Source organism: Brevibacterium limosum, from assembly GCF_011617705.1.
GTDB classification, from domain to species: domain Bacteria; phylum Actinomycetota; class Actinomycetes; order Actinomycetales; family Brevibacteriaceae; genus Brevibacterium; species Brevibacterium limosum.
Map to the genome: position 1 here is coordinate 2271039 of NZ_CP050154.1, position 25699 is coordinate 2296737.

Sequence of the window (25699 nt, forward strand, 5' to 3'; positions counted from 1 at the left end):
GCGAAATGCCCTGTGGACAGAGGTTCTGCCTCCACAGGGCATCACAGCCTCAGTGGCCGGCGCGGTGTGTTTGAGTCGAAGGTGCGCGCCGGCGTCTCAGCCGAGCATCTCATAAGCCTGTCGATGCTCCCCGATGACAGTCTTCACCGGGTTGAGGTATGAGCTCTGGGCGACGCGACCGACCGCGTCTCGCAGCCTTCCGTCGACCTCAGCGGCCGCCTCTTCGGCGCCCCTGGTCCGCGCCGACTTCGCCATCAGCGAGGTCACAGCAGATCCGATGACGCCGATCACGAGCAGTCCGATGCTGACGATCCAGCACCAGGTCGGCAGAGCACCGGAACCGATCGCGGCGACGAGTGCGGAGGCGATGAGGCCGAGGACCCCGATGATCGAGGCGACGAAGAAGATGATCTGCAGTGCGTGCGCCAACGACCACCAGTTCGGGGCCTGTCGGGTGATCTCCACAGCTGTGACGGCCGAGTCGAGGTTCTCTGACAGTTCGTCCGTGCTCTTCTTCTCTGCTTCTGCGGCCTCGTTCTGCCAGGCCTGTGGCATGGTCGACACGGATTCTGCGATGAGTTCGTGAGCCATGAGCCGCACATGCGAGCTCTGTGCCCTGGTCGTCGCCGGCACCGAGGCACGGACGAGTTCGTCCCGGTCCTGACCGTGTTTGGCGCCCAAGGGGTCGGGCGCATTGCGCTGTGCCCACGCGAGGACGGGATACCCGGTCTTGCGGTAGGCCCGGCGGATGTAGTCGTCGTGAACGGTCTGTGCCACGGCTTCGACTCCGGCAGCTTCCGACATCGTCTCGACGAGTCGGGACGCGCCAGCCAATTCGTCGGGTGAGGCGACCGGTTCACCGAGCTCCTTGCGGATCCGTTTGGCCATGGCCTGCATATCGGCCAGCAGCCTTTCGGCGGCGGCGTCGTTCGAATCGACGGTGTCAGCGAGGATGCTGCGGATCTCTGGGATGCCTTCTCGGGTCGCTGCCGAGGAGATGCGCACATTCGTCTCGCTCAGCCCGTCCTCGTTGAGCAGCTGGCGCAGATGGTCACCTGCGGCCCTCTGCTCCTCCGGGCTGAGTTTGTCGATCTGGTTGAGGACGACGACCATGTTCGCGCTGTTCTCGGCGAGTTTGGTCAGGTACTCGGAGTGGAGGGAGAAGTCGGCGTACTTCTGCGGGTCGACGACCCAGAAGACGACGTCGACGAGTCCCACCAGCCGGTCGGATTCGACGCGGTGTTCGACTGCCGTGGAGTCGTGGTCGGGCAGATCGAGGAGGATCAGCCCGTGCAGGCGCCGCTGGTCGTCACCGTCGAGTGCCGATTCGCGCCAGGTGCGGCTGCGTTCGGGCACGTGCAGCCAGTCGAGGACATCGTTTCCGCCCTCTCCCCAGACACAGGCGGTCGGGCGTGAGGTCGTCGGCCGGCGCACACCGACTCGGGCGATCTCGAGACCGGCCACCGCGTTGAACAGCGAGGACTTGCCCGAGCCGGTGGAGCCGGCGAAGGCCACAACGGTGAAGTCCTCCCCCAGGCCCAGGCGATCTTCTGCCCGATCGAGCAGATTCTGGGCATCGGTGCGGACGTCTCCGGCGAGTTTGTCATCGCTCAGCGACAGCGCATGTCGGATGCCTTCGGCCAGATTCCGGATCTCGGTCTGTGCAGAACTGTTCACAATGCCACCTCAAGTCGTTCACCGGAGGCGCGCAGGGCGCCCGCTTGCCGCGCCGGTACCGCGGATAGTCTCAGAGCGTTGTCGAAAGGGGTCCGGCAGCTCGCGACGATTCCCACAGCGGCATCGAGGAAGCGCTGGCGGATCGAGGAGATGAGCCCGGCGGCCTCGTCCTCTCCGAAGATCGTCTCTGCGAGGTTGAGTGCGACTCCGGCTCCCTGCCGGTTGCCCTGCCCCACATCGCGGCTTTGCTGCGGATCCCAGAAGGCGGCGTATTCGACGACTGCGCAGACGCCGGCGACACCGAAGGAGAGGATTCGGGCCTTGGACTTCTTGCCCTGACCGATATCGCGCACGAGCGCATTGACTTCGTCGGACCAGGTGCTCACGGCCGACTTCACCGCGTCCTCGAGACCTGCCCCGACAGTTCGCAGTTCGGGCTGGTCCTCGATGAGGGCGGCTCCGGCGGCCGTATTGCGCCATTCGGCGTTGACCTCATCGACCACGTCGATGGCCTGTTCGCGCAGTGAGACCGCGGCACTGCGCAGAATCGCCACGTGCAGAGGAGTGGCCGCGTCATGTTTGCCGGTGACCGCCGCCGAGATGCGATCGCGCATTCGGGCCATGGTCGGCTCCAGACCGCGGAACAGCTGTCCGGTGCCCACGAAGTCCTGCCAGCGGGCATTGACCTCCCCGTGCAGGACGCGACCGTCAGAGAACACCTCGACGAGTCCCGACTGCGCGGATCGGAAGCTCTTCTCCAACGAACCGGCCAGAGCGGAGTGCGCCTGTTCCTGAGTCTCGGCGAAGTCCGCGAGTTCGCGGACCCGCAGCGGCAGGGCCGCGACGGCGCCGGTGAGCGTGCGGTTGCGGATGCGTTCGAGGGAGGTTCCCTCTGTGCCGACCTGGGAGATCCAGGAGCGTATCGGATAGATCGCCGAATGCGGGAGCAGTCCGTCCTCGAGTTCGAGCTCGGCGACGGAGAAGATCGGTGAGTTCGCCAGTCCCGCTTCAGAGAGCAGACTCGACAGATGATGCCTGACTTCGCGGTTGGCTTCGGGCGGAACCCGGTCGAGGACGATGGCCACGGAGGTGCTTCGCGCCGCCGCTGTCTTCAGCAGCGCCCAGGGAGCGGCATCGGCATACCGGTTCGCCGTGGTCACGAAGAGCCACAGATCTGCGCTGAGCAGCACCCTGTGCGACAGCGCACGGTTCGTTTCTGAGATGGAGTCGATATCGGGGCAGTCGAGGATGGCCGTGCCCGGTTCGATGTTCTCATCGGCGATGAGAACGACTCCGGGCACGCTCGACTGCGGATCGGAGCTGCGGGGCAGGTCCGGCAGGTAGTGTTCTGATTCGAAGAATTTGGAATCGGCCGGGTTGAAGATGACGACCGGGTTGCCTGTCGTCGGTCGACGCACTCCGGCAGGACTCACGTTCCGGCCCACGAGCGAGTTGACCAGTGTCGATTTGCCGGCACCGGTCGATCCGCCCACAGCGATGAGGAACGGCGTCCGTGAACTGTTGATCCGCGGCAGCAGGTAGTCGTTGAGTTCTGCGGTCAGCGTCGAGTGTGCTGTGCGAGCGTCGGCGAAGTCTTCGCTGCGCAGGGTGAAGCGCGTCTCCGAGACTCGCTTGACGATATCGTTCAACGCTTGGCCGACCGGCGGCGTCACGGCGCTCTTGCTCTCAGTCATCACGCCTCCACTCTCTATGTTTTCCCAGCTCGGCACCAACTGCCACGCCGTATCGGCGCGGATTTGCTCACGGTCAGCACGGATCAGGCATTCGCGTCTCAACGGCGCGTCCGGACATGAGAAGCGCCCCCGGCGGGGCTCGAACCCGCGACCTACCGCTTAGAAGGCGGTTGCTCTATCCGACTGAGCTACGGAGGCTCAAATATCGTAACCGATGCTCGGATGAGAACAGAAAGCGGCCCCGGTTCAGGTTGGCTGTCTCAGTCGCCGCCTCGAACCGGGGCCGGTTCGCTGCCGTGGAATACCGGCAGGGACATCTCAGTAGTGACGGGCCGCGTTCTCCATCGACTTGCGCACTGTCACAAAGGACACGACGACCACTCCCGTCATCGCAAGGATGACAGCCACAGCTTCGATGCCGAAGGCGAAGTCGACGATGATCGGGAAGAACCCTGCGAGCATGAAGCCCAGCAACGCGACCAGCGTGAGTGCCGTGGCAATTGAGAAGAGCTTTGCACCATTCATTGTCCATCTCCTTCGATCGGCGCATCCGATGAAAAAAGACTAACCCCAGACACGGCTCACGTCACTGAAAATTTGAGAAGAATTCGCCTCAGTCGTCTCCGCGGGCGTCGATCGCCTTCTCCAGGCGCTCGAGTTTGCCGTCGATCTCGCCGGAGTAGCCGGGCCTGATATCGGCCTTGACCACCAGCGACACCCGGGTGCCGAACTGGCCGACGGCCTCGGTGGCGTCTTTGATGACCGCGAAGACTTCGTCCCATTCGCCTTCGATGGTCGTGAACATCGAGTCCGTGCGGTGCGGCAGACCGGAGTTGCGGACGATCTCGACGGCCGCTGCCACGGCGTCGTGGACCGAAGCATCGGCCCCTTCTCCCCCGCTGGGGGCGACTGAGAAAGCTGCGAGCATGGTGGTGATCCCTTCTTTCCGATGCGGTGGGGAACCGATCGGCTCCCCACCGCTCTTTCTGTCTGACTCGGGTCGGTCGGCTCTGCTCAGGCCTGAGCAGGCACTGTCACGATGAGCGAGTCGCCCTGCCCGCCGCCGCCGCAGAGGGCGGCGATTCCCGTGCCGCCGCCTCGGCGCTGGAGTTCGAGGGCAAGGGTGAGGACGACTCGTGCTCCCGAGGCGCCGATCGGGTGGCCCAGTGCGACGGCCCCTCCGTTGACGTTGACCTTGTCCTCGTCGACGCCGAGGTCCTTGGCGCTGGCCAGGCCGACGGCGGCGAAGGCCTCGTTGATCTCGTAGAGATCGAAGGAATCGGCTGCGACGCCTTCGCGTTCGGCAGCGACCCTGATGGCCTGTGACGGCTGGTGCTGGAGAGTCGAATCGGGCCCGGCGGTCCATGCATGGGACCGGACTTCGGCGAGGATCGGAGCGCCCAGCTGTTCGGCCTTCTCACGCGACATGACGACGACAGCGCAAGCCCCGTCGGAGATCTGGGAGGCATTGCCGGCGGTGATCGTTCCGTCTTTGCGGAAGGAGGGGCGCAGCTTGGACAGGGAGTCGACGGTCGTATTCGACCGCACTCCCTCATCGACGGAGACGGTGACATCGCCCTTGCGCGAGCTGATGGTCACGGGAACGATTTCGTTCTCGAAGGCCCCGGACTCCTGCGCCGCGGCGGCTCGCTGGTGCGAACGAGCAGAGAACGCGTCCTGCTCGGCGCGGGAGAATTCGCGGTCACCGGCGTTGGCCTCTTCGGTCAGTCCGCCCATGGCCTGATCGGTGAATGCGTCCCAGAGACCGTCGTAGTCCATATGGTCCTTGACGACGACGTCGCCGTACTTGTAGCCCGAACGCGACTTCGTGAGCATGTGCGGAGCCTGGCTCATCGACTCCTGCCCGCCGGCCACCACGATGTCGTACTCGCCGGCCCGGATCAGCTGAGCGGCCTGGGTGATCGTATTGATCCCCGACAGGCACAGCTTATTCACCGACACAGCCGGAACGGACATGGGAATACCGGCCTTGACCGCCGCCTGCCGACCGGGACCCTGACTGTTTCCGGCCTGCAGAACCTGGCCCATGATCACGTAGTCGACGTCAGAGCCCTGAATTCCGGCGCGATCGAGTGCACCGGCGATGGCTTCGGCGCCGAGCTCGACGGCGCTGAGTTTCGACAGCTCTCCCTGCAGTCGCCCGAACGGTGTGCGCGCTCCGGCGACGATCACTGCATCAGCCATATTTCCTCCTCGGATTTCCGCGCCCGGACTCTGTCCGCGGCACGTAAGCATTTCGACATCCACCAGCCTAGTCGAGGCCCATGTGGCCTGCATCACGGGGTCCGCTCGGCCCTGCCGGCGGAGCCTCGCCCACACTCTCGCATTCGCACCCAACACTCATGGAGTCTCCGTTAGAGTAGGACGAGGACAGCCTAAGAACACCCCCTTTCCAAGATGACAGGAGTTCGCTTCAGTGACGCCCACCGAAGAATTCCGCACAGCGATGCGCGGCTACGAGAAGAGTGAAGTCGATTCGCGTCTGCAGCAGCTGCGCACCGAGGTCGAGTCGGTCCGCAAAGCCTTGGCCGATGCGCGCAGTCAGGTCATCAATGCAGATCGGGCGAAGCTGCAGATCGCCGGAGAGCTCTCTGAAGCCAAGGCACAGCTGAAGAAGGCTGCCAACGACAACGCAGAGGCCGCCGGTCCTCCCGGCAGCCGCATCGACCATCTCCTCAAGATCGCCGAATCGCAGGCCCGCGAGACCCTGGCTCAGGCCAATTCCGATGCTGAGACGATCCGGAACAAGGCCCGCGCCGAGGCGGCTTCCGCTCGTGCTCGGATGCACACCGAGAGCAATGACACCCTGTCCAATGCCCGCTCCGAAGCCGATGCGATCACCTCCTCGGCCGAGCTGCGCGCCGAAGAGACGATCAAGGCCGCGGAGAAGCGCGCCGCGGAGCTCAGCGCGACCACCGAACGAGAGACCAATCAGGCCAAGGAAGCGAATGCCGCTTCCGCGAAGGAAGCTCGCGAGAGCCTCGATCTCGAACTCTCCGAACTGCGGGCGACTGCGGAGAAGGAAGCTGCAGATCTGCGCGCAGAAGCCAAGGCCGAGGCCGAGGAGACTGTAGCTGCCGCACAGGCACAGGCCGATGAGCTGCTCAAGGCCGCGAAGGCCCGCGATGAGGCGTCGAAGAAGGCCGGAAACGAATTCGACGTCGAACTCGCGAACAAGCGCAAAGAAGCCGAAACCGAACGCAAGAAGCGCTACGAAGAGGCTCAGGCTGAGAACAAGAAGCTCATCGAAGAGGCTCAGGCACGCGCAGCGAAGGCCGACACCGAGGCGAAGGAGGCTGCCGAGCGCGCGGAGCAGACCCGCACCGACGCGGTGAAGAAGGCTGACGAGATCATCGCCGATGGAAAGTCTCGCGCCCAGACGCTCATCGCCGAAGCTCGGGCCACCGCGGAGGCGACCATCGAGGAATCCGCGGCGGAGGCGAAGCGCAATGTCGCCTCGGCACAGTCGCAGGTCGATCTGCTCACGAAGCAGCGCAAGACGATCACCGCTCAGCTCGATCAGCTCCGCTCCCTGTTTGCGATGCCCGGAGTCATGGGCGGCGACTCGGTGGATCCGGCGAAGGCCGAATCGGCTTCTCACGCAACCGAACAGATCGCCGACGGTCAGGAACTCGAAGATCTGCTGGCCGACGATGACTCATCGGATGCAGCGAAGGACGACGCTTCCAAGCAGTCGACCGAGACTGCGAAGTCGACCGACGCCGAGGCTGATCCGGCCGGGGCCGTCGAGTCCGAGGATTCGAAAGCGACTGGAGCTCCGAAGAGCGACGGCGCCGGAGCCGAGGAGAACGGCTCCGCGAAGTCCGACGCCGAGTCGACCGATGATGCGAAGACGACGCCTGATTCGAACACCGCTGCAGAGTCGGCTGCGGACTCCGCCGACGATGATGAGGACACGAAGGGCGAAGACCTGCCCAACGGCGCCACTGACGAGGACACCATCTCGATCAACGCTCAGGTCTCCGGCTCGAAGAAGAACAGCTCGAAGACGTCACGCTCGCGCAACTCGCTTCGCTGAGGCCGACTGAGGCGAATATGAGGAAGGGACCCGCTGTTGCGGGTCCCTTCCTCATTGACGGCCTCGGAGCTCGGTCGACCGAAGACATTCAGCCGACGGGCCTCCGACCGTCAGAACTCACCTGAAGCGGTCGAAGCAGCGCTGATGCCAGTGTCGTCTGCTCTCGACTCCGATTTCGATTCCGTGTGGGGCGTCCTGACGCCACGCCACGATATGGCTGGCACCTGCGCTGACGTCGCGACCACAGCCCGGGCAGACATAGACTTTGCCGGAGTCGTTTCCCTTCACGGTCTGCACAGACCAGGTTCCGTCCGGCAGTGTACGGCTCGTCCTCATGCCTGCCACCGACGCGGACAGGTCGCGGGGAGCCTGCTGCCATTTGTTCTTGCGACGCGAGGATGAAGATCGTGGCATTGAGCCATTGTCTCACGTAGGCTGAAACCCGTGCGTCTAGTCATAGCCCAATGCTCCGTTGATTATGCCGGTCGTCTGACCGCCCACCTGCCGATGGCCACCCGCCTCATCATGCTCAAGTCCGACGGCTCGGTGCTCATCCATTCCGACGGCGGTTCCTATAAGCCGCTGAACTGGATGACTCCCCCGTGCACGGTTCGGCACATCGAGCCCGATGCCGAGCAGACAGAAGCCGGGCTGACCGAGCTGTGGGAAGTCTCGCAGACGAAGACGGGCGACCGCCTGGTCATCTCAATCGCCGAGGTCCTCGCTGACGACACCTATGAGTTCGGTGTCGATCCGGGGCTGGTCAAGGACGGTGTCGAAGCACACCTGCAGGAGCTGCTCGCCGAACACATCCAAGCCCTCGGCGAAGGCTACAGCTTGGTTCGCCGCGAATACATGACGGCGATCGGACCAGTGGACATCCTGGCGCGCGACGATGGGCAGAAGTCGGTGGCGGTCGAGATCAAGCGCCGTGGCGATATCGACGGAGTCGAGCAGCTCACTCGCTATCTCGAACTGATGAATCGCGATCCTCTGCTCAGCCCTGTCCGGGGAGTCTTTGCAGCTCAGGAGATCAAGCCGCAGGCACGTACGCTCGCTGAAGACCGCGGCATCCGCTGCGTCGTCCTCGACTACGATGCCCTCCGCGGTATGGACGACCCGGAGTCACGCCTCTTCTGACCACCCACCGTGAGCCACCTGCTCACTCCCCGGCACACACTCCCTTCGTCGATCAAGCCTCCCCGCATCCGTCCGCCCTCCCCACACACTCCCTCCGTCGATCAAGCCTCCCAGCGTCTATCGGCCGGTCTGCCGATCGCTATATGCGGCCCACCTTGAACGACGGCAGATATCACGCCCCGCAGCGACGCCTGTCGTTCACAACGACACGTCGTCGAACCGCCTCCTTGATCCGCAGGAAGACGTCTGCAGCGAACAGATCACTCCATCTGATGCGGAAGACTGCCCACCCCTCATTGCGCAATGCGTACTCCCGACGTCGTTCGAGTTCGAACGTCTCCTCCGGATTCGCGCCGTCGAGATAGTATTTGCCCGCTCCGTCGAATTCTGCGATGACCTTGGCACGCTCATTTGCGAAGTCGGTCCGGCCCAAGTGCTCGCCGTGTTCATCCCAGACGTCGACTTGCGGTACGAAATCGGGGATGGAATGTTCGACGAATCGCACCGCACAGATCGACTCTGCCACGCTCTCCCGTCGACTGTCGACATTGTCGAGCGCTCTGCGGATCTTCCGGGCGCCTGTGCGCACCGGATGGGATTCGCAGTAGGACCGGATGGGATTCGCAGTAGGACCGGATCTCTTCGATAGTCACGACGGAACTGCGCACAGCCGAATCCAGCACTGCAACGGAGAACGCGAGCGTGCTGTCCCGAGCGACGTCGAGCAACGTCTGCAGAACCGTCGTGACCGGGGCCCCGTTGACGATCTCTCGGGCATTGCGATCGTGGGAGCGTCGTCGCACCGGCATCTTCGCAAGACGCACACCGCTGCGCGGACTCACCGATTCGGCAAACACATCGTCTGAGTCGACAAACGGTATCGACAGGCCATGAACGATCAGTGCGCTGCGGTGAGAGAACACCGCATCCGGCGGCAGCCGATCGACATACGATCTGACGAGGATTCTCAAGTCCTCCGTCCGTTTGCGCAAGCCTGTCGTCTCCTTCGGCAGCGTGGTGGTGGGGGCCACCGCGATCGCATTGACGAAACCGTGGTCCGGGTCCACGCACTCCGCTGTGACAACGTACCTCCCTCGTTCCAGACGTCGCAGACAACATCGTTCGGCCGCTTTGATTCGGTGACAGTCCCATCCTGCCGCGAGCAGCTCGGCCGTCGACACACATCCGTACATGCCATCAAGCATGACCGACCGGCACCGAGAGGGCCAGAGTGAGAAATAGCCCTGTGGACAACCGGCGACTGAACGTCACAGGCCACACGATTCTCTACGTGGTCCTCACCGCGGGTCTGGGCTCCGGCTCGAACATCCGCCGGCGACACCGAATCTGCTGCCAGGTGTGTGTACCGGAGATGCCGAATCCCGTCACCGTTCAAGCGTCAGCGCCGATGTAGTGCCGTAGACCTATGGACGAACGGGGCCGGCGTGAACGGGAGAGGAGAGTACGGGTAGACGGGCCGACGCTTGAACGAGATTCGTTCGGCGGGAGAAATCTCGAGCAGCGGAGTAGAGTGCGGCGAACAGCGGGGCCGACGGCCGAGTGCACCCATGGGAGTGTCGAGAGGCTGAAGGGGTGAAACACTCACGATCGTATGAACGTGCGTACCGTCCGAGGTGGCCTAATCGAAGCTGAGGACGTCTCGCTTCTCGACTCGCTCGATGTGGACACCCAGACTGCGCAGACTCTGAACGAAGTTCTCATAGCCGCGTTCGATGTGATCGATTCCCGACACTTCGGTCACTCCCCCGGCTCGCAGAGCGGCCATGACGAGGCCTGCTCCTGCTCGGATGTCGGAGGCCTCGACTTCGGCACCGGAAAGGCTCTCGCTGCCGGTGACGAGCGCATGATTGCCGTCGATGCGCACTTTGGCACCGAGTCGGGCGATCTCCTGCACAAAGCGCCAGCGGGCTTCGAACAGGTTCTCCGACAACAGGCCGATTCCGTCGGAAACAGAGTTCAACGCAATGACGAAGGGCTGGAGGTCGGTCGGGAACCCGGGGAACGGCATGGTTGCGACCCGGATGGCGTGAGGGCGCTCCGCACCGATGACGCGGAACCCCCGACCCCGTGTCCCGTCACCGAGGATGATCTCTCCCAGGTCTTCGACCGTGGCTCCCGAATCCCGCAGCTTCATCCCGATATTGGGCATGATGTCGAGTCCGACTCCCCGCACGGTCACGTCGCCGGCGCTCAGAGCAGCGCCGAAGGCGTAGGTTCCCGCGACGATGCGGTCCCCCACGGTCCGGTGGGTGACCGGGTGCAGCGAGTCCACACCCGTGATGGTGAGGTCGGAGGTGCCGATTCCCTCGATCTGCGCGCCCATTTCGACGAGCATCGTGCAGATGTCGACGATCTCGGGTTCACGCGCGGCATTGGCGATGGTGGTGGTGCCATGGGCGAGGGTCGCGGCCATGACGAGGTTCTCGGTCGCGCCGACAGACGGGAATTCGAGGACGATCTCGGTGCCGCGCAGACCATCCGGTGCTTCTGCGACGAAGTAGCCGTGGTCGAGATGGACGACAGCGCCCAGCGCTTCGAGTCCCGCCTGGTGCATGTCGAGCCCGCGGGAGCCGATGGCGTCACCGCCGGGAAGAGCCACATGTGCGGCTCGCATCCGCGCGGTCAGCGGACCGAGGACGGAGATCGACGCCCGCATCGCGCGGACGAGCTCGTAGTCGGCCTGGATGCCGACTTCGGCGGGGACGTCGATGCTCACGACGCCGTCTGCGGCATCGTAGTCGACCTCGCAGCCGAGGCGGACGAGCAGTTCGACCATGATCCGCACGTCGAGGATGGCAGGGACGTTGGTGATGGTGGTGCGTCCCACGGCGAGGAGACTTGCGGCCATGAGTTTGAGGACGCTGTTCTTCGCGCCTCTGACATCGATGGTTCCCGCCAGCTGTGCGGGCCCGGTCAAGCGGAACACATCCATCAGGTGAAACGTCCCATCGTCGGATTGAAGCCAGGGGGTGAGGATTCGAGCCACGAAGCCATCGTGGACAGGGATTCGGTGTCCATTGCCAAGGACACGGATCGCGGACGACCGTCCGCTTTGCCGTAGGAACAGTCGACGACGACCGCTTCCGGCAGAACCGAGTACTGCTCTCCGGAGGTGGGCTTGCGCCGCACGAGGATGTCCAGATCCGCCCGCGGCAGCCGGAAAGCCGCGCGCCGGGTCAGAGCGAAGACGGGGTACCAGTCCAGTGAGGCGACCGAGAACACAGCCACTCCCAAACGCCAACGTGGGCGAGAAGAATACTCCTCGCCCACGTTGATGGAACAGTCAAAGGCACCCGAGAGCTTCGAGATCGACCTGCGTCGGATCGTGACGACCACGATCAGAGCAAGCGCGAGTCCTACCAACGAGAGCAGAACGATCAGCAGGACAGAAGGGTTCACGGTTGCCAGTGTAACCTGCGGATCAGAGAAGTTCGGCCTGATCAGCGGCAATGATCACACGGTTGTTCTCCACCGAGAGGAATCCACCATCGGCTTTGACCCTGACGGTGTCCTCTCCGGGGGTGAGAATCCGCGCTTCGCCGTCGGCGACGACACCCAGCACGGGCTCATGGCCCGGCAGGATGCCGATCTCGCCGTCGAGTGTGCGGGCGATGACGCGCTTGGCCTCACCGACCCATACCTCGCGATCAGCAGCCACGACATTCACTTCGAGTGTCGCCATGGCTTACTTCTGCATCTCTTCGTAGTTGCGCATGACATCGTCAAGGCCACCGACGTTGAAGAATGCCTGCTCCGGGATGTGGTCGACTTCACCGGAGCAGATCTTCGAGAAGCCTTCGATCGTGTCGGCCAGCGGCACGGTCGAACCGGGAACCTGGGTGAACTTCTCAGCAGTGTAGGTGTTCTGCGAGAGGAACTGCTCGATGCGACGCGCGCGGTGAACGACGAGCTTGTCCTCTTCACCGAGTTCGTCGACGCCGAGGATGGCGATGATGTCCTGCAGTTCCTTGTTCTTCTGCAGAATCGCCTTGACCTCGTTGGCCACGCGGTAGTGCTCGTCACCGACGATCAGCGGATCGAGGATGCGCGAGGACGAAGCGAGCGGGTCGATCGCCGGGTACAGACCGCGCGAGGCGATGTCACGGCTGAGCTCCGTGGTCGCGTCGAGGTGGGCGAAGGTGGTCGCCGGGGCCGGGTCGGTGTAGTCATCGGCGGGAACGTAGATCGCCTGCATCGACGTGATCGAGTGACCACGCGTCGAGGTGATGCGCTCCTGCAGCAGACCCATCTCGTCAGCCAGGTTGGGCTGGTAGCCCACGGCCGAGGGCATGCGACCCAGCAGGGTCGAGACCTCGGAGCCGGCCTGGGTGAAGCGGAAGATGTTGTCGATGAACAGCAGCACGTCCTGGTTCTGCACATCGCGGAAGTACTCCGCCATGGTCAGCGCCGACAGCGCCACACGCAGACGGGTGCCTGGAGGCTCATCCATCTGGCCGAACACAAGGGCGGTGTCCTTGAAGACGCCTGCCTCATCCATTTCCATGATGAGGTCGTTGCCCTCACGGGTACGCTCGCCCACACCGGCGAACACCGAGGTGCCCGAGTGGTTGTGCGCGATACGGAAGATCATCTCCTGGATGAGGACGGTCTTGCCCACACCGGCGCCTCCGAACAGACCGATCTTTCCACCCTGGACATAGGGGGTCAGGAGGTCGATGCTCTTGATGCCCACTTCGAGGATCTCGGTCTTGGACTCGAGCTCGTCGAAGGACGGAGCCGGACGGTGGATCGGCCACCGCTCGGAGATCTCCAGCTCCTCGCCGTCGGCGAGGTTGAGGCAATCACCGGTGGTGTTCCACACATGGTGCTTGGTCACGTCTCCGACGGGAACGGAGATCGGTGCGCCGGAGTCGACGACTTCCTGTCCGCGGACAAGGCCGTCGGTCGGCTGCAGAGACACGGCGCGGATCAGTCCGTTGCCCAGGTGGAGCGCAACCTCGAAGGTCAGCTTCCGGGTTCCTTCGGACAGTTCCACCGACGTCGTCAGTGCATTGTAGATCTCGGGCACGGAGTCGAGCGGGAACTCGATGTCGACAACCGGGCCGATGACTCGGGAAATCCGGCCGAGGGCAGTGCCCTGTGCCGGAGAGGTTTCCGTTGCTGTGGCAGTCATGGTCTCTTTCTCTCTGCTCTCGCCGGTCAGTCGCCGGCTGCCGATGCCGCGAGGGCATCCGCCCCACCGACGATCTCGGTGAGTTCCTGGGTGATTTCCGCCTGGCGAGCCGTGTTGGCCAACCGGGTGTAGGTCTTGATGAGATCATCCGCGTTGTCCGTGGCTGTCTTCATCGCCGCCTGTCGCGAGGCCTGCTCGGAAGCCGCTGCACTGAGCAGCGCAGACAGAATGCGCGAATCGATGTATCGCGGCAACAGGGCGTCGAGTACGGCCTCCGCACTCGGTTCGAACTCATAGAGCGGGAACGCCGGGGCTTCGGAAGCGCCGCCGGTCTGTCCGCCGGTCGATGCCTCGTCGGCATCGACGACCTCCAACGGAAGCAGTCGCCGGTATTCCGGATCGTGCGTGACGCTGGAGACGAAACGGGTGAAGACGATGTAGATCTCATCGATCCCGGAGTCCTCGGACTCTGGGTCGAAGTTCTCCAACAGCGCCTCACCGATCTCGCGGGCATGCTCGGCCAACGGGTTTTCGGAGATACCTGTCCAGGACTTCTCGATCTTGCGATCGCGGAAGGTGTAGTAGTTCTTGGCCTTGCTGCCGACCGTGAACAGATCCACACTCTTGCCCTCGTTATGCAGAAGCCGAATGAGTTCCTCGGCTTCGCGCAGCAGGTTCGCCGAATAGGCACCGGCGAATCCGCGATCAGGACCGATCACGAGTACGGCAGCATGCTTGACGTTGTCCGACTCCGTGGTCAGAACGTGGTCGACGTTCGACTCGCTGGCCACTGCCGAGACCGCCCGTGTCAGGGCGTTCGCGTAGGGGCTCGCGGCCTGTGAGCGGGCAATGGCCTTCTGAATCCGCGAAGCAGCGATGAGCTCCATCGCCTTGAAGATCTTCCTCAAGGACTGAGTCGAGCGGATCTTCTGCTTGAAGACCCTCTGCTGGGCTCCCATCAGTTCTTCCTTTCGCCGTTACGGAACAGGTTCAACGCTTCTGCCGAACGATCTGCTCCTGCTCGACCTCGTCAGAGGACGCGGCTGCGGTGTCTTCGCTGCCGGCCTTCGACCCGCTCTGATCCGAGCTGGCGAAGTTCTGCGAGAACTCGCCCAGGACGCTCTTCAGCTCTTCGGACGTGTCGTCGTCGAGCTTGAGCGTCTCACGGATGGTCGTGAAGATACCGGTCTTGCGCTCGATGTGATCGTGCAGTTCGGACTCGAAGCGGAGCACGTCTTCGACCGGAATATCGTCGAGGTAGCCGTTGGTTCCGGCGAAGATCGACACGGTCTGCTTCTCGAACGGCATCGGCGCGTACTGACCCTGCTTGAGCAGTTCGGTCAGGCGGGCACCACGAGCCAGATCGCGCTTGGTCGCATCGTCGAGGTCGGATGCGAACATCGCGAAGGCCTCGAGCGAACGGTACTGAGCCAGCGAGATCTTCAGCGTGCCCGAGACTCCCTTGAGAGCCTTCGTCTGAGCGGCACCACCGACTCGCGACACGGACACGCCGACGTCGACGGCAGGACGCTGACCGGCGTTGAACAGATCGGACTGCAGGAAGATCTGACCGTCGGTGATCGAGATGACGTTGGTCGGAATGAACGCACCGACGTCATTGGCCTTGGTCTCGATGATCGGGAGACCGGTCATCGAACCGCCGCCGAGCTCGTCGGAGAGCTTCGCGCAGCGCTCCAGCAGACGCGAGTGCAGGTAGAAGACGTCACCGGGGTAGGCTTCACGGCCCGGCGGACGACGCAGCAGCAGGGACACGGCGCGGTAGGCCTCAGCCTGCTTCGACAGGTCGTCGAACACGATGAGGACGTGCTTGCCGTCGTACATCCAGTGCTGACCGATGGCGGAGCCCGAGTAGGGAGCCAGGTACTTGAAGCCTGCGGGGTCCGAAGCGGGCGAGGACACGATGGTGGTGTACTCGAGCGCACCGGCCTCTTCCAGCGAACGGCGGACGCCGGCGATGGTCGAGCCCTTCTGTCCGACGGCCACGTAGATGCAGCGAACCTGCTTCTTCGGGTCTCCGGTCTCCCAGTTGGCCTTCTGGTTGATGATCGTGTCGATCGCCAGAGCGGTCTTGCCGGTCTTGCGGTCACCGATGACCAGCTGACGCTGACCACGGCCGACGGGGATCATCGCATCGATGCTCTTGTAACCGGTCTGGAGCGGCTCACGCACTTCCTGGCGGTCCATGACGCCGGCTGCCTGGAGCTCGAGCTCACGGCGACCGACGCTGTCGATGTCTCCGAGTCCGTCGACGGGCCGACCCAGCGGATCGACGACTCGACCGAGGTATCCGTCGCCGACCGGGATCGAGAGGACCTCGCCGGTGCGATAGACGTTCTGTTCTTCGGCGATTCCGGAGAACTCGCCGAGGATGACGACGCCGATCTCGCGCTCGTCGAGGTTCTGCGCCAGGCCCAGGGTGCCGTCTTCGAACCGCAGGAGTTCGTTGGCCATGGTGCCGGGCAGACCCGAAACGTGAGCGATACCGTCACCAGCGGTGACGACCTTGCCGACCTCGGCCTTTTCCGAGCTCTCAGGGTTGTACGAGTCAACGAACTTCCCGAGAGCGTCCCGGATCTCTTCCGGGCGAATTGTCAGTTCCGCCATCTGGTTTCCCTGCTTCCTTTTCTCAAATCTTGCGTCCGGCGACCGGTGGGCCGCCGATGCCGGAGAAGCCGGCCACTAGTGTCAACCTGCGAGCTTGCGCTGCACATCGGCCAGTCGATCGGCCACGGTCGAGTTCATCATCTCGTCGCCGACCTGCACCCGGACTCCCCCGATGACCTCGGGGTCGACCTGGACATTGAGGACGAGTTCGCGACCATAGCTGGCCGACAATGCCGCCTGCAGCCTTTCGGTCTGCGACTCGCTCAGCGGTCTGGCGACGGTGACGTCCGCAACCGACCGCTGCTGACGGGCGGCGAGGATATCGCTGTACTGATCGAGCGCCTTCGCCACACGGAGACCGCGCGGGTGCAGAGAGGCCTGTTCGACCAGCGTGATGGTGTCGGGCTGTGCCTTGCCGGAGAGCAGGTCAGACACCAGAGTGCGTTTGCTCTCGTCGGTGGCCTGCGAATCAAGCGCGCGGGACAGCTCGTGGTTGGATTCCAGCAGACGCGCGAAGCGGAAGATCTCCTCTTCGACCTGTCCGAGCTGTCCACCTGCCTGTGCGGCAGCGGCAATCGCTGTCACACCGGCGACTTCGAGACTGGTGACGAGGTCCTGGGTCCGAGCCCAGCGGCGGCTGACTGCCTTATCGCTGATGCGCAGAACCGCATCCGTGATCCGAGTCGAGAACAGAGTCCGCAGCAGCTGCTGCTTCCTCTCGGCCGACTCGGAGGAGTCTGCCAGAGCCTTGCGCAGTCCGACGTTCTCGGCGAGGACGCCGACGACTGCCAGGGTCTCCTCGCCGATCTGTCGAGACTCTCCCCCGGAGATCTCGGAATTCGCGGTCTCGAGGACGGCTTGCAGGGACAATCTGCTCGACTGGAGCATCACGCCCCCTTGACCGGCTGCGCGGACGTGTCGGACTCGAGATCGGAGATGAAGCGATCGACCACGTTGGCCGAACGCTGATCATCGGTGAGAGACTCGCCGACGATGCGCGAAGCCAGGTCCGTCGCAAGAGTGCCGACCTCGGAACGCAGCTGCACCATGGCGGCCTGACGTTCGGCGTCGATCTGAGTCTGTGCCTGAGCGATGATGCGATCAGACTCGGAGTGAGCCTGGGCCTTCATGTCGGCGATGATCTGGGCGCCTTCTTCCTGAGCCTCGGCGCGCAGTCGTGCCGCTTCGGCACGACCGTCGGCGAGCTGCTTCTGATACTCGGCCAGAGCCTGATCGGCTTCGGCCTGCACCTTCTCTGCCTTCTCAATTCCACCCTGGATGCGCTCGGCGCGCTCGTCGAGGGTCTTGTTGAAGGCGGGAAGGACGTACTTCCAGACAACCAGGAAGACGATCAGCAGACAGACGGCACTCCAGAGGATGTCGTAGGCTGCCGGGAGAAGCGGGTTCTCCGCGGAAGCGACGATGTTTACCGGAGTCATCTTTCAGTCCTCTTCGAGATCAGGGCAGGAAGAACGGGGTGGCGATACCGATGAGGGCCAGGGCCTCGATCAGAGCGATACCGAGGAACATGTTTCCGCGCAGGGCACCGGCCATCTCGGGCTGACGAGCGGTTCCTTCGATGGTCTTGCCGATGACGATTCCGACACCGATACCGGGACCGATGGCGGCGAGGCCGTAACCGATCGTCGAGACGCTACCTTCAACTGCGGCGAGCATATCCATAGGATGCTTTTCCTTTCATAATGAAGCCGGGTGGTTGGCCCGACCGTGCAACTCGTGAGTTACGGATCTAGGGGTGCGAATCTCAGTGTTCGTCCGAGATCGCGGCATTGATGTACACACAGGACAGAAGAGCGAAGATGTAGGCCTGCAACACGACGATGAGCATCTCCAAGACGAAGACGAACATGCCGCCGGCGAAGGTGACGATGCCGAAGAACTGGAATCCGTTCGCAGCGTCGAAGAGGAAGAAGCTCGTGGCCGAGAAGCAGAGGACGAGCAGGAGGTGGCCGACCATCATGTTCGCGAAGAGTCGGATCGCCAGAGTGAACGGCTGAGTGACGAACTTCGTGATGAACTCGATCGGGATGAGCAGAATGTGCATGGCCGGCGGAACGCCGGGCAGGATGAGCGCATCCTTGAGGTAGCGGCCGAGGCCCTTCTCTGCGATGCCCGCCCAGTGATAGGTAACGTACACGACGAGGGTGAGGACGATCGGCATGCCGATGACGCCGGTGCCCGGCATATTGAGGAACGGAATGAGCTTCGTGACATTCCAGAACAGGATGCCGAAGAAGATCGCCACGATGAGCGGCATGAACTTCTTGGCCTTCTCCTTGCCCATCGTGTCCTCGGCGATGCCGACGGTCACGAACTCCATGGCGAGCTCCATGCTCGACTGGAAGCGGGTCGGGATGAGCTTCATGCGCTTGGCCCAGACGGCCAGCAGCACGACGACTGCGACGGTGGCGATGATGCGGATGAGCATCACGCGGTTCATTTCGAACGGGGTGCCCTCAAAGAGGAACGAGGCTGGAAAGAACTCAGCCATCGACGGTGCGTGGAAGCCGCCATCTGCAGCATTGACTGTTGTATTCGCGGCGTTGAGTGTTCCCACGTTTTTACTACTCTCCCATGGTCAAGGGCCCTGATGGCCTGGCCTAGGCCCCGCACTGAAATCGAGGCTTGAGGTTCAGGAGCGACAAAGGGCGAAGATCCGCCCAAGCACCGGAACTACTCTACCAACTGTAGAGAGTGACCGACAAATTCATCAGGCTTCTCTGTGCAATTTCTGTCAACGATCTTATCCGACACGTCATTCGGCTCGAAACGCACCCCGCGACGTGTCTCGGACGGGCGCGGAGACGAGGTCCCGGGCGCCTATTCCGCTTCCGGGTCGACATAGGGAACGCGTCCCTTGACGACCGTGATCGCCTCGACGAGCGACGAGCCGATCACCGCGACGACGATCGTGAAGAAGGCGACCGTGCCGTCGAGCCAGACAGCATCCTTGATCCGCCAGATGACGATCATGAAGATGAAGGCCTTGAACAGGAATCCCATGCCGAGGAACCCGGCGATCGCGGTCAGTCCCATATTCCGGCCGACGTACATGATCACGAGGGTGATGATGATGAAGACGGCGGCCAGTCCCCCGCCGACGGCGCCGCCGACTAGCCCGGGAGTGCCCGAGACCAACCAGCCGATGCCCATTCCGAGGGCAGCGACAACGAGGACGAGGATGATGCCGCGAATGAGCAGCGTCCTCCACACGCGGGTCCATGCTGCTTCGACTTCGGTCTCTCGGCGCGGAATCGGGTCGGTCACGAGATTTCCTCTCTGGCTTTCTGACGCATGCGAAGGGGATAGAAGGTGAAGATCAGGGTGATGGCCACGAGACCGCCGATGACCCAGGCCACGAACAGCCAGCCTTTGAACAGCAGTAGCACGGAGCCGAAGGCGATGAGCGCCGTCCACGTATAGAGGATGAGCACCGCACGTGCATGGGAATGCCCCAGACGCAGCATCCGGTGGTGGAGATGCTTGGCATCGGCGGAGAACGGAGACTGGCCGGCGCGCAGTCGACGCACCACGGCCAGACCGAGGTCGAGCAGCGGCAGGAACATCACAGCGACCGGCAGGATGATCGGCATGAACGTCGCGAAGGCTCGCTCCTGGCCGATCAGCGCAGGATCGACCTGCCCCGTGACCCGGATCGTCGAAGCCGCGAGCAGCAGCCCGATGAGCATCGAACCGGAGTCGCCCATGAAGATCCTGGCCGGATTGAAGTTGTGCGGCAGGAAGCCGAGGCAGGCCCCGACGAGGATCGCAGTGATGAGCGAGGCGAGGTTCGCATACGACTCCGGCGAGGCGTCGCGTGCCAGCCAATAGGAGTAGATGAAGAACGCTATGCCGCCGATGGCGACGACTCCCGCGGCGAGCCCGTCCAGGCCGTCGACGAAGTTCACCGCGTTGATGGTCACGAGGACCACGAGGACGGTGACGATGATCGACATCCTCGGTGAACCGATGATCACTCCGCCGAAGGGTATCGACAGCAGCGCCACACCCTTGATCGCCATGAAGCCTGCGGCGAGGGCCTGGCCGGCGAGCTTCGCCATCCAATGCAGATCCCAGATGTCGTCGATGACTCCGAGCAGACACAGCAGACCGGCGGCTCCTGCGATGCCGATGATCGGACCCAGGTCGACGAAGATCCGGTTGAGGAACGGCATCTGGGAGGCGAAGATGAGCCCGGCCAGGAGCCCGCCGAACATCGCCACTCCGCCCAGCCTCGGCGTCGGAACGGAATGGACGTCACGGGCACGCAGAGGTGAGAAGATCTTTCCTCGTTCGGCCACCCGCTTGACCATGGGAGTCAGCAGGTACGCCACGAGGGCGGAGACGACGAGGATGAAGAGGTAGGCGCGCACTCAGCCGTCCAGGTCGATGAGCTCGGGCACGATCTCGCGCAGCTCCTCGGCGGTGATCGGACCGCGCCGCAGGATGCGGGGCACATCCCCGCTGAGGTCGATGATGGTCGAGGACATCCCCGCTTCCCGCACTCCCCCGTCGACGTAGATGTCGACATCGTCGCCGAGCATCTCCTGCGCTTCATCGGCGTTCTGGGCGGCGGGCCGTCCGGAGATATTGGCACTCGACACGGCCAGCGGTCCGGTGCGGCCGAGCAGGGCCAGGGCTGACTCGTCATCGGGCATGCGCACGGCCACGGTTCCATGGGTGTCGCCGAGGTCCCAATCGAGGGAGGGCTGAGCGTTCGCGATGATCGTCAGCGGTCCGGGCCAGAACTTCGCAGTCAGCGCCAGCATGGTCTCATCGACCCCGTCGACGAGACCGAAGACGGTCTCCGCACGCGGGACGAGAACCGGAGGCGGCATGTCTCGACCGCGGCCCTTGGCCGCGAGCAGCGCCGCCACGGCCGAGGCACTGAAGGCATCGGCGGCGATCCCATAGACCGTGTCGGTGGGGATGACGAGCAGATTGCCTGTGTCGACGACTCGAGCGCACTCGTCGAAGACGAGCTCACGGATGTCGGCTTGGCTGACGTCGAATCGTCTCGACACGAGTTCTCCGTTTCGAATGTTCGGGTTGTGGTCTGGGCCGTGCACGGCACGGATTCGTCTCCGGTGTCTCCTACGACGAGCGGCGTGCCACCGTATAGCGGTCGCGTCCAGTGTAGTCCTGGAACGTGGCGGCATCTCTCAGACTGGCCGTGGCTGCCAGCAGTTCACGCGCCCGAGCGCCCTGCTCCTCACTGTGTTCCATGAGGAAGAGTCCACCGGGTCGGAGCATCCGCTCGGCCTCAGGGATGATCAGCGCCGGAATCTCCAGACCCGAATCCCCGCCGTAGAGCGCGACAGCCGGATCGTGCTCGGCGACTTCCGGATCCCGCGGGACTGCCGCATCGGGAACATAGGGCGGGTTCGTCACCACGATGTCGGCACGGTCGCGCAGATCGGGTCGCTCCTCGGTGACCTTCGTCGCATCTCCGGCGATGAACTCGACGGTCGACTCGCCGAGGCGGCTGTGGGCGAGGTTCTCCCGGGACCATTCGAGCGCTGCCGGTTCGAATTCGACGCCGAGGACGTCGACTCCATCGAATTCGGTGGCCACGGACAGCGAGATCGCTCCCGATCCCGAGCACAGGTCGATGACGAAGGGGCGTCGCTCACCGTCGTTCAACGGCGTTGCATCGAGGCCGGCTGCTGCGGACAATTCGACGAGTTCGGTCAGGACAGCTCCGGCGAGGAGCTCGGTCTCCGGCCGCGGCACGAAGACCCCGGGGCCCACCTTCAGCTCCAGGTGCCGGAAGTGGGCGATGCCGGTGAGATGCTGCAGCGGAATCCGTTGCCGACGCAGGTCACAGAGTTCGGCGAATCGCCTGCTCACACCGGCAGGCACGGGGTCGTCGAAGAGTCGGCGGCGGCTCAGAGCCGACCGATCGATCTCCCAAGCGTGAGCGAGCAGTTCGACGGCGTCTGCTTCGGGGGTCGCGATTCCTGCGTCGGAGAGCAGATTGACGGCCCCACGCAGGATCTCCGAGACGAGAGTCGGCCTGACGGTGTCCAGGTCAGTCCCCCAGCGCGTCGAGGCGAGCGGCCTTGTCGGCGTCTCGGCAGGACCCGATGACGGGATCGAGGTCGCCGGCCAGCACCTGGTCGAGGTTGTAGGCCTTGTACCCGGTGCGGTGATCGGTGATCCGATTCTCCGGGAAGTTGTACGTGCGGATGCGTTCCGACCGGTCGACCGTACGCACCTGTGAGCGGCGGATGTCTGCGGCTTCCGCCGCGGCCTCCTCCGCCTGTTTGGCTAGGATCCTGGCGCGGAGCATGCGCATCGCCGCGTCCTTGTTCTGCAGCTGTGACTTCTCGTTCTGGCAGCTCGCGGTGATTCCGGTCGGCAGGTGGGTGATTCGCACAGCGGAGTCGGTGGTGTTCACGGACTGGCCGCCGGGGCCCGAGGAACGGTAGACGTCGATGCGCAGATCGTGCTCGTCCAGCTGGACCTCTTCGGGCTCATCGACTTCGGGGAAAACGAGCACTCCGGCCGCCGAAGTGTGGATGCGGCCCTGGGATTCGGTGACCGGAACTCTCTGGACCCGGTGCACTCCGCCTTCGAACTTCACCCAGCCGTAGGCGCCGTCATCCTTGGCTTTGACAGCAAGGGTGACGTCTTTGTAGCCGCCGAGATCCGAATGAGTGGCGTCGAGGATCTGGCTCGACCACCCCCGCGAATCGATCCACCGCTGATACATCCGCAGCAGATCGCCGGCGAACAGTGCGGATTCGTCTCCGCCTTCGCCGGCCTTGATCTCGATGATCGCATCTCGGGAGTCATCCGGGTCGCTGGGGACCAGGAGATCCTTGAGCTCACCCTCGGCCGTGTCCATCTCTGCCGACAGCCGCTTCGCCTCGGCGGCGAAGTCGGCATCGTCCTCAGCCAGTTCCACGGCGGCTGCGTGGTCGGCTTCGAGTTGGGCGAAGTGCCGGGCGGCCGCGGCGACTCTGTCGAGTTCCGCGTACCGCCTGGTCAGCTTCTTGGCCCGGCCGGCGTCGGCGTGGACCGCGGGGTCGGAGAGTTCCTCCTGCACCCGCGCATGCTCATCGAGCAGAGCGCTGACGCTGGCCGAGAGGGTGTCGTCGACCATCTCAGCTGTTGTCGGTCGAAGACTTCGGCAGCGGGGTCGTCTTCTGCACCTGCATGAGGAACTCGACGTTCGAGCCGGTCTCCTTGAGCTTCGACATGAGCAGTTCGACTGCCTGCTGCTGTTCGAGGCCTGAGAGCAGTCGGCGCAGCTGCCACATGACCTTGGTCTCCTCGCCGGTCATGAGCATCTCTTCACGGCGGGTGCTCGAGGCGTTGACGTCGATGGCCGGGAAGATGCGCTTGTCGGCGAGCTGACGGCTCAGGCGCAGCTCCATATTGCCGGTGCCCTTGAACTCTTCGAAGATGACTTCGTCCATCTTCGAGCCGGTCTCCACGAGAGCCGTGGCCAAGATGGTCAGCGAGCCGCCGCCTTCGATATTGCGTGCAGCACCGAAGAACTTCTTCGGCGGGTAGAGCGCATTGGCGTCGACACCACCGGAGAGGATCCGCCCGGATGCCGGCTGGGCGATGTTGTAGGCACGGCCCAGGCGGGTGATGTTGTCCAGCAGCACGACCACATCGGAGCCCATCTCTACGAGACGCTTGGCGCGTTCGATGGCGAGTTCGGCGATCGTGGTGTGGTCGTCGGCCGGACGGTCGAAGGTCGAGGCGATGACTTCGCCCTTGACCGCCCGCTGCATGTCCGTGACTTCCTCGGGACGTTCGTCGACGAGGACGACCATGAGGTGCGCTTCGGGGTTGTTCTCGGTGATCGCGTTGGCGATCTGCTGCATGATCGTCGTCTTGCCCGCCTTGGGCGGTGCGACGATGAGTCCGCGCTGACCCTTGCCGATGGGGGTGATGAGATCGATGAGGCGGGTCGAGTGCAGCTTCGAGGTGGTTTCGAGGCGCAGACGATCCTGCGGGTAGAGCGGGGTCAGCTTCGAGAATTCGACGCGGCTGCGTGCATCGTCGACGGTGAGACCGTTGACGGAGTCGAGACGGACGAGGGCGTCGAACTTCTCGCGCTTGTTGCCCCGCTGCTCGTTCTCACGCGGCTGGCGGATCGCGCCGGCGACGGCATCGCCCTTGCGCAGTCCGTTCTTGCGCACCATGGATGCCGAGACGTAGACGTCGTTCGGTCCCGGCAGGTACCCGGAGGTGCGGAGGAAGGCGTAGTTGTCGTGGACGTCGAGGATGCCGCCGACGGGGATGAGGACGTCGTCGTTGCGGATTTCCGGCTCGTCGTTGCCGCGGCCGCGGCGCTTCCGATCCCGGCCCCGTCCGCGACGGTTGTTGCCGCGGTCGTCATCGTCGTTGTTGCGGTTGCGACGATCATTGCGGTCATTGCGATCGTTGTTGCCGCCGCGATCGTTGCGGTGTCCGCGGTCGTTTCCGCCGTGGCGGTCGTTTCCGCCGTCCCGGTCGCTGTTGCCCCGGCCGCTGCGGTCGTTGCGATTGTCGTCGGAACGCTCGTTGTTCTTGCCGCGACGGTCATTGTCGCGTCCTCCGTGGTCCTGGCCGCCGGAGCGGTCCTGGCCGCCGGAGCGATCGGAAGTCTCCTCGCCGCTGGTGTCGCGGTCGTCGGTCTGGGACTCGGAGCCCCGCGAACGCGAACGGCTGCGGCGGGAGCGCTGACGATCCTGGTCGTCGTTCGCTTCCTCGGTGGGTGCTCCACCGGACTGGTCTGCACCCGACTCCTTCGCCGACGAGGCGTCGGAGCTCGGTTCGATGATGAGCGCCGGAGCGTCCTCGGACGCGGATGCGGCCGAACGACGCGAAGAGCGACGGTTCGTCGACTCCTGCTTCTTCTCGGCCTGCTTCTCCGCCGACTTCTCGGCCTTCGCGGCCGGCTCGGCGGCAGACTTCTTCTCGGCGGGGGCAGACTTCGCCTCAGCGGATCCGCCCGAATGGCTGTTGATGGCGTCGATCAGTTCGCTCTTGCGAAGGCGACGGTAACCCTTGATTCCCAGCCCGGCAGCCATTTCTTGGAGCTGAGGCAGCCGCAGCGCTGTGAGGCTGCCGCTGCGCGGGGTGGAATCCTGAGTGGTGGTTTCAGACACGAAGGTCCTTCTCCCTCTTTCGGCCGTGCGGCATGTGCCGTTTGCTCACGGCGACGGAAACACCATTGACGGTGCGTTGTGAAAGAAAACCTGCTAAAGAATGAGCAGGAGATGTTCCAGAATGTGTGACATCGGCGACGGACCTGTGAAAAACAGCGGGAAGCCGTGCCCTGTCGGAACACCCACAGTCTACTTGTTCGGAGACGATCTTGCGAAT

The 25699-nt window shown here is 63.8% G+C and carries 25 protein-coding genes and 1 tRNA gene; 2 read left to right on the forward strand and 24 right to left on the reverse strand.

Annotated elements, in window-relative coordinates; all coding sequences use genetic code 11:
• Window positions 1–96 precede the first annotated feature (96 nt).
• From GUY37_RS10195 to GUY37_RS10220, 6 genes are all read right to left on the reverse strand, one after another.
• Entirely contained in the window at window positions 97–1677 is a 1581-nt protein-coding gene (locus tag GUY37_RS10195; RefSeq protein ID WP_166825193.1) for a GTPase, read from the reverse strand.
• Window positions 1674–3371, reverse strand: a complete 1698-nt coding sequence (locus GUY37_RS10200; RefSeq protein WP_166825196.1) for a dynamin family protein — start codon at window positions 3369–3371, stop codon at window positions 1674–1676. The genes GUY37_RS10195 and GUY37_RS10200 overlap by 4 nt, the downstream gene beginning before the upstream one ends.
• A gap of 124 nt (window positions 3372–3495) precedes the next feature.
• Window positions 3496–3569, reverse strand: a tRNA-Arg gene (locus GUY37_RS10205).
• A 120-nt stretch (window positions 3570–3689) separates the two neighbouring features.
• Complete coding sequence (locus GUY37_RS10210) at window positions 3690–3896, reverse strand: hypothetical protein (RefSeq protein WP_152346682.1); 207 nt, start codon at window positions 3894–3896, stop codon at window positions 3690–3692.
• Between the two features lie 88 nt (window positions 3897–3984).
• Window positions 3985–4299, reverse strand: coding sequence for a thiamine-binding protein (locus GUY37_RS10215; RefSeq protein WP_166825199.1), 315 nt, complete (start codon window positions 4297–4299; stop codon window positions 3985–3987).
• 86 nt (window positions 4300–4385) lie between these two features.
• Window positions 4386–5576: an acetyl-CoA C-acetyltransferase gene (locus GUY37_RS10220; RefSeq protein ID WP_166825202.1), complete on the reverse strand. Its 1191-nt coding sequence runs from the start codon at window positions 5574–5576 to the stop codon at window positions 4386–4388.
• 232 nt (window positions 5577–5808) lie between these two features.
• Between GUY37_RS10220 and GUY37_RS10225 the strand changes: the two genes are divergently transcribed.
• Together GUY37_RS10225 and nucS are read left to right on the forward strand one after the other, a co-directional pair.
• The gene (locus GUY37_RS10225) at window positions 5809–7431 is read left to right on the forward strand and encodes a coiled-coil domain-containing protein (RefSeq protein ID WP_166825205.1); all 1623 of its coding nucleotides are present in this window, start codon (window positions 5809–5811) and stop codon (window positions 7429–7431) included.
• A 444-nt stretch (window positions 7432–7875) separates the two neighbouring features.
• The gene (gene nucS, locus GUY37_RS10230; RefSeq protein WP_166825207.1) at window positions 7876–8571 is read left to right on the forward strand and encodes an endonuclease NucS; all 696 of its coding nucleotides are present in this window, start codon (window positions 7876–7878) and stop codon (window positions 8569–8571) included.
• Window positions 8572–8743: 172 nt separating this feature from the next.
• On the opposite strand, the gene GUY37_RS10235 is transcribed toward nucS, so the two are convergent.
• From GUY37_RS10235 to rho, 18 genes are all read right to left on the reverse strand, one after another.
• A complete protein-coding gene (locus tag GUY37_RS10235; protein ID WP_166825210.1) occupies window positions 8744–9004 on the reverse strand; it encodes a hypothetical protein in 261 nt (86 codons plus the stop codon).
• 13 nt (window positions 9005–9017) lie between these two features.
• Window positions 9018–9638, reverse strand: a complete 621-nt coding sequence (locus tag GUY37_RS10240) for a hypothetical protein (protein WP_166825212.1) — start codon at window positions 9636–9638, stop codon at window positions 9018–9020.
• 572 nt (window positions 9639–10210) lie between these two features.
• The gene (gene murA, locus GUY37_RS10245; protein ID WP_166825215.1) at window positions 10211–11524 is read right to left on the reverse strand and encodes a UDP-N-acetylglucosamine 1-carboxyvinyltransferase; all 1314 of its coding nucleotides are present in this window, start codon (window positions 11522–11524) and stop codon (window positions 10211–10213) included.
• A complete protein-coding gene (locus tag GUY37_RS10250; RefSeq protein WP_139466987.1) occupies window positions 11524–11991 on the reverse strand; it encodes a DUF2550 domain-containing protein in 468 nt (155 codons plus the stop codon). Before GUY37_RS10250 ends, murA begins: the two co-directional genes overlap by 1 nt.
• Before the next feature lie 22 nt (window positions 11992–12013).
• Complete coding sequence (locus GUY37_RS10255; RefSeq protein ID WP_166825218.1) at window positions 12014–12274, reverse strand: F0F1 ATP synthase subunit epsilon; 261 nt, start codon at window positions 12272–12274, stop codon at window positions 12014–12016.
• A gap of 3 nt (window positions 12275–12277) precedes the next feature.
• Window positions 12278–13726, reverse strand: coding sequence for a F0F1 ATP synthase subunit beta (gene atpD / locus GUY37_RS10260; RefSeq protein ID WP_166825221.1), 1449 nt, complete (start codon window positions 13724–13726; stop codon window positions 12278–12280).
• A gap of 26 nt (window positions 13727–13752) precedes the next feature.
• Entirely contained in the window at window positions 13753–14685 is a 933-nt protein-coding gene (locus GUY37_RS10265; RefSeq protein WP_166825224.1) for a F0F1 ATP synthase subunit gamma, read from the reverse strand.
• A 31-nt stretch (window positions 14686–14716) separates the two neighbouring features.
• The gene (gene atpA, locus GUY37_RS10270; RefSeq protein ID WP_166825227.1) at window positions 14717–16351 is read right to left on the reverse strand and encodes a F0F1 ATP synthase subunit alpha; all 1635 of its coding nucleotides are present in this window, start codon (window positions 16349–16351) and stop codon (window positions 14717–14719) included.
• Between the two features lie 81 nt (window positions 16352–16432).
• Entirely contained in the window at window positions 16433–17239 is an 807-nt protein-coding gene (locus GUY37_RS10275; RefSeq protein ID WP_166825230.1) for a F0F1 ATP synthase subunit delta, read from the reverse strand.
• Window positions 17239–17790, reverse strand: a complete 552-nt coding sequence (locus GUY37_RS10280) for a F0F1 ATP synthase subunit B (protein ID WP_166825233.1) — start codon at window positions 17788–17790, stop codon at window positions 17239–17241. Before GUY37_RS10280 ends, GUY37_RS10275 begins: the two co-directional genes overlap by 1 nt.
• Window positions 17791–17809: 19 nt before the next feature.
• Window positions 17810–18034 (reverse strand): F0F1 ATP synthase subunit C, encoded by a 225-nt coding sequence (atpE, locus tag GUY37_RS10285; RefSeq protein WP_101572413.1) that lies wholly within the window; start codon window positions 18032–18034, stop codon window positions 17810–17812.
• Between the two features lie 82 nt (window positions 18035–18116).
• Window positions 18117–18929, reverse strand: coding sequence for a F0F1 ATP synthase subunit A (gene atpB, locus GUY37_RS10290; protein WP_228278137.1), 813 nt, complete (start codon window positions 18927–18929; stop codon window positions 18117–18119).
• A gap of 263 nt (window positions 18930–19192) precedes the next feature.
• Complete coding sequence (locus GUY37_RS10295; RefSeq protein WP_166825236.1) at window positions 19193–19639, reverse strand: hypothetical protein; 447 nt, start codon at window positions 19637–19639, stop codon at window positions 19193–19195.
• Window positions 19636–20745 carry an MraY family glycosyltransferase gene (locus GUY37_RS10300; protein ID WP_166825239.1) on the reverse strand — a complete coding sequence of 370 codons (1110 nt, stop codon included), beginning with the start codon at window positions 20743–20745 and terminating at the stop codon, window positions 19636–19638. Before GUY37_RS10300 ends, GUY37_RS10295 begins: the two co-directional genes overlap by 4 nt.
• Complete coding sequence (locus GUY37_RS10305) at window positions 20746–21396, reverse strand: L-threonylcarbamoyladenylate synthase (RefSeq protein WP_166825242.1); 651 nt, start codon at window positions 21394–21396, stop codon at window positions 20746–20748.
• A 70-nt stretch (window positions 21397–21466) separates the two neighbouring features.
• A complete protein-coding gene (gene prmC, locus GUY37_RS10310; RefSeq protein WP_166829626.1) occupies window positions 21467–22402 on the reverse strand; it encodes a peptide chain release factor N(5)-glutamine methyltransferase in 936 nt (311 codons plus the stop codon).
• 1 nt (window position 22403) lies between these two features.
• The gene (prfA, locus tag GUY37_RS10315; protein ID WP_152346698.1) at window positions 22404–23480 is read right to left on the reverse strand and encodes a peptide chain release factor 1; all 1077 of its coding nucleotides are present in this window, start codon (window positions 23478–23480) and stop codon (window positions 22404–22406) included.
• 1 nt (window position 23481) lies between these two features.
• On the reverse strand, window positions 23482–25482 hold the full coding sequence (rho, locus tag GUY37_RS10320; RefSeq protein ID WP_166825246.1) for a transcription termination factor Rho: 2001 nt from the start codon (window positions 25480–25482) through the stop codon (window positions 23482–23484).
• Window positions 25483–25699: the final 217 nt, after the last annotated feature.

Coding starts and splice junctions, on each gene's coding strand:
- GUY37_RS10200 (WP_166825196.1), bottom strand. CDS start 3,371: ATGACTGAGAGCAAGAGCGCCGTGACGCCGCCGGTCGGCCAAGCGTTG.
- GUY37_RS10210 (WP_152346682.1), bottom strand. CDS start 3,896: ATGAATGGTGCAAAGCTCTTCTCAATTGCCACGGCACTCACGCTGGTC.
- GUY37_RS10215 (WP_166825199.1), bottom strand. CDS start 4,299: ATGCTCGCAGCTTTCTCAGTCGCCCCCAGCGGGGGAGAAGGGGCCGAT.
- GUY37_RS10220 (WP_166825202.1), bottom strand. CDS start 5,576: ATGGCTGATGCAGTGATCGTCGCCGGAGCGCGCACACCGTTCGGGCGA.
- murA (WP_166825215.1), bottom strand. CDS start 11,524: ATGGATGTGTTCCGCTTGACCGGGCCCGCACAGCTGGCGGGAACCATC.
- GUY37_RS10255 (WP_166825218.1), bottom strand. CDS start 12,274: ATGGCGACACTCGAAGTGAATGTCGTGGCTGCTGATCGCGAGGTATGG.
- atpD (WP_166825221.1), bottom strand. CDS start 13,726: ATGACTGCCACAGCAACGGAAACCTCTCCGGCACAGGGCACTGCCCTC.
- GUY37_RS10265 (WP_166825224.1), bottom strand. CDS start 14,685: ATGGGAGCCCAGCAGAGGGTCTTCAAGCAGAAGATCCGCTCGACTCAG.
- atpA (WP_166825227.1), bottom strand. CDS start 16,351: ATGGCGGAACTGACAATTCGCCCGGAAGAGATCCGGGACGCTCTCGGG.
- GUY37_RS10275 (WP_166825230.1), bottom strand. CDS start 17,239: ATGCTCCAGTCGAGCAGATTGTCCCTGCAAGCCGTCCTCGAGACCGCG.
- GUY37_RS10280 (WP_166825233.1), bottom strand. CDS start 17,790: ATGACTCCGGTAAACATCGTCGCTTCCGCGGAGAACCCGCTTCTCCCG.
- atpE (WP_101572413.1), bottom strand. CDS start 18,034: ATGGATATGCTCGCCGCAGTTGAAGGTAGCGTCTCGACGATCGGTTAC.
- prfA (WP_152346698.1), bottom strand. CDS start 23,480: ATGGTCGACGACACCCTCTCGGCCAGCGTCAGCGCTCTGCTCGATGAG.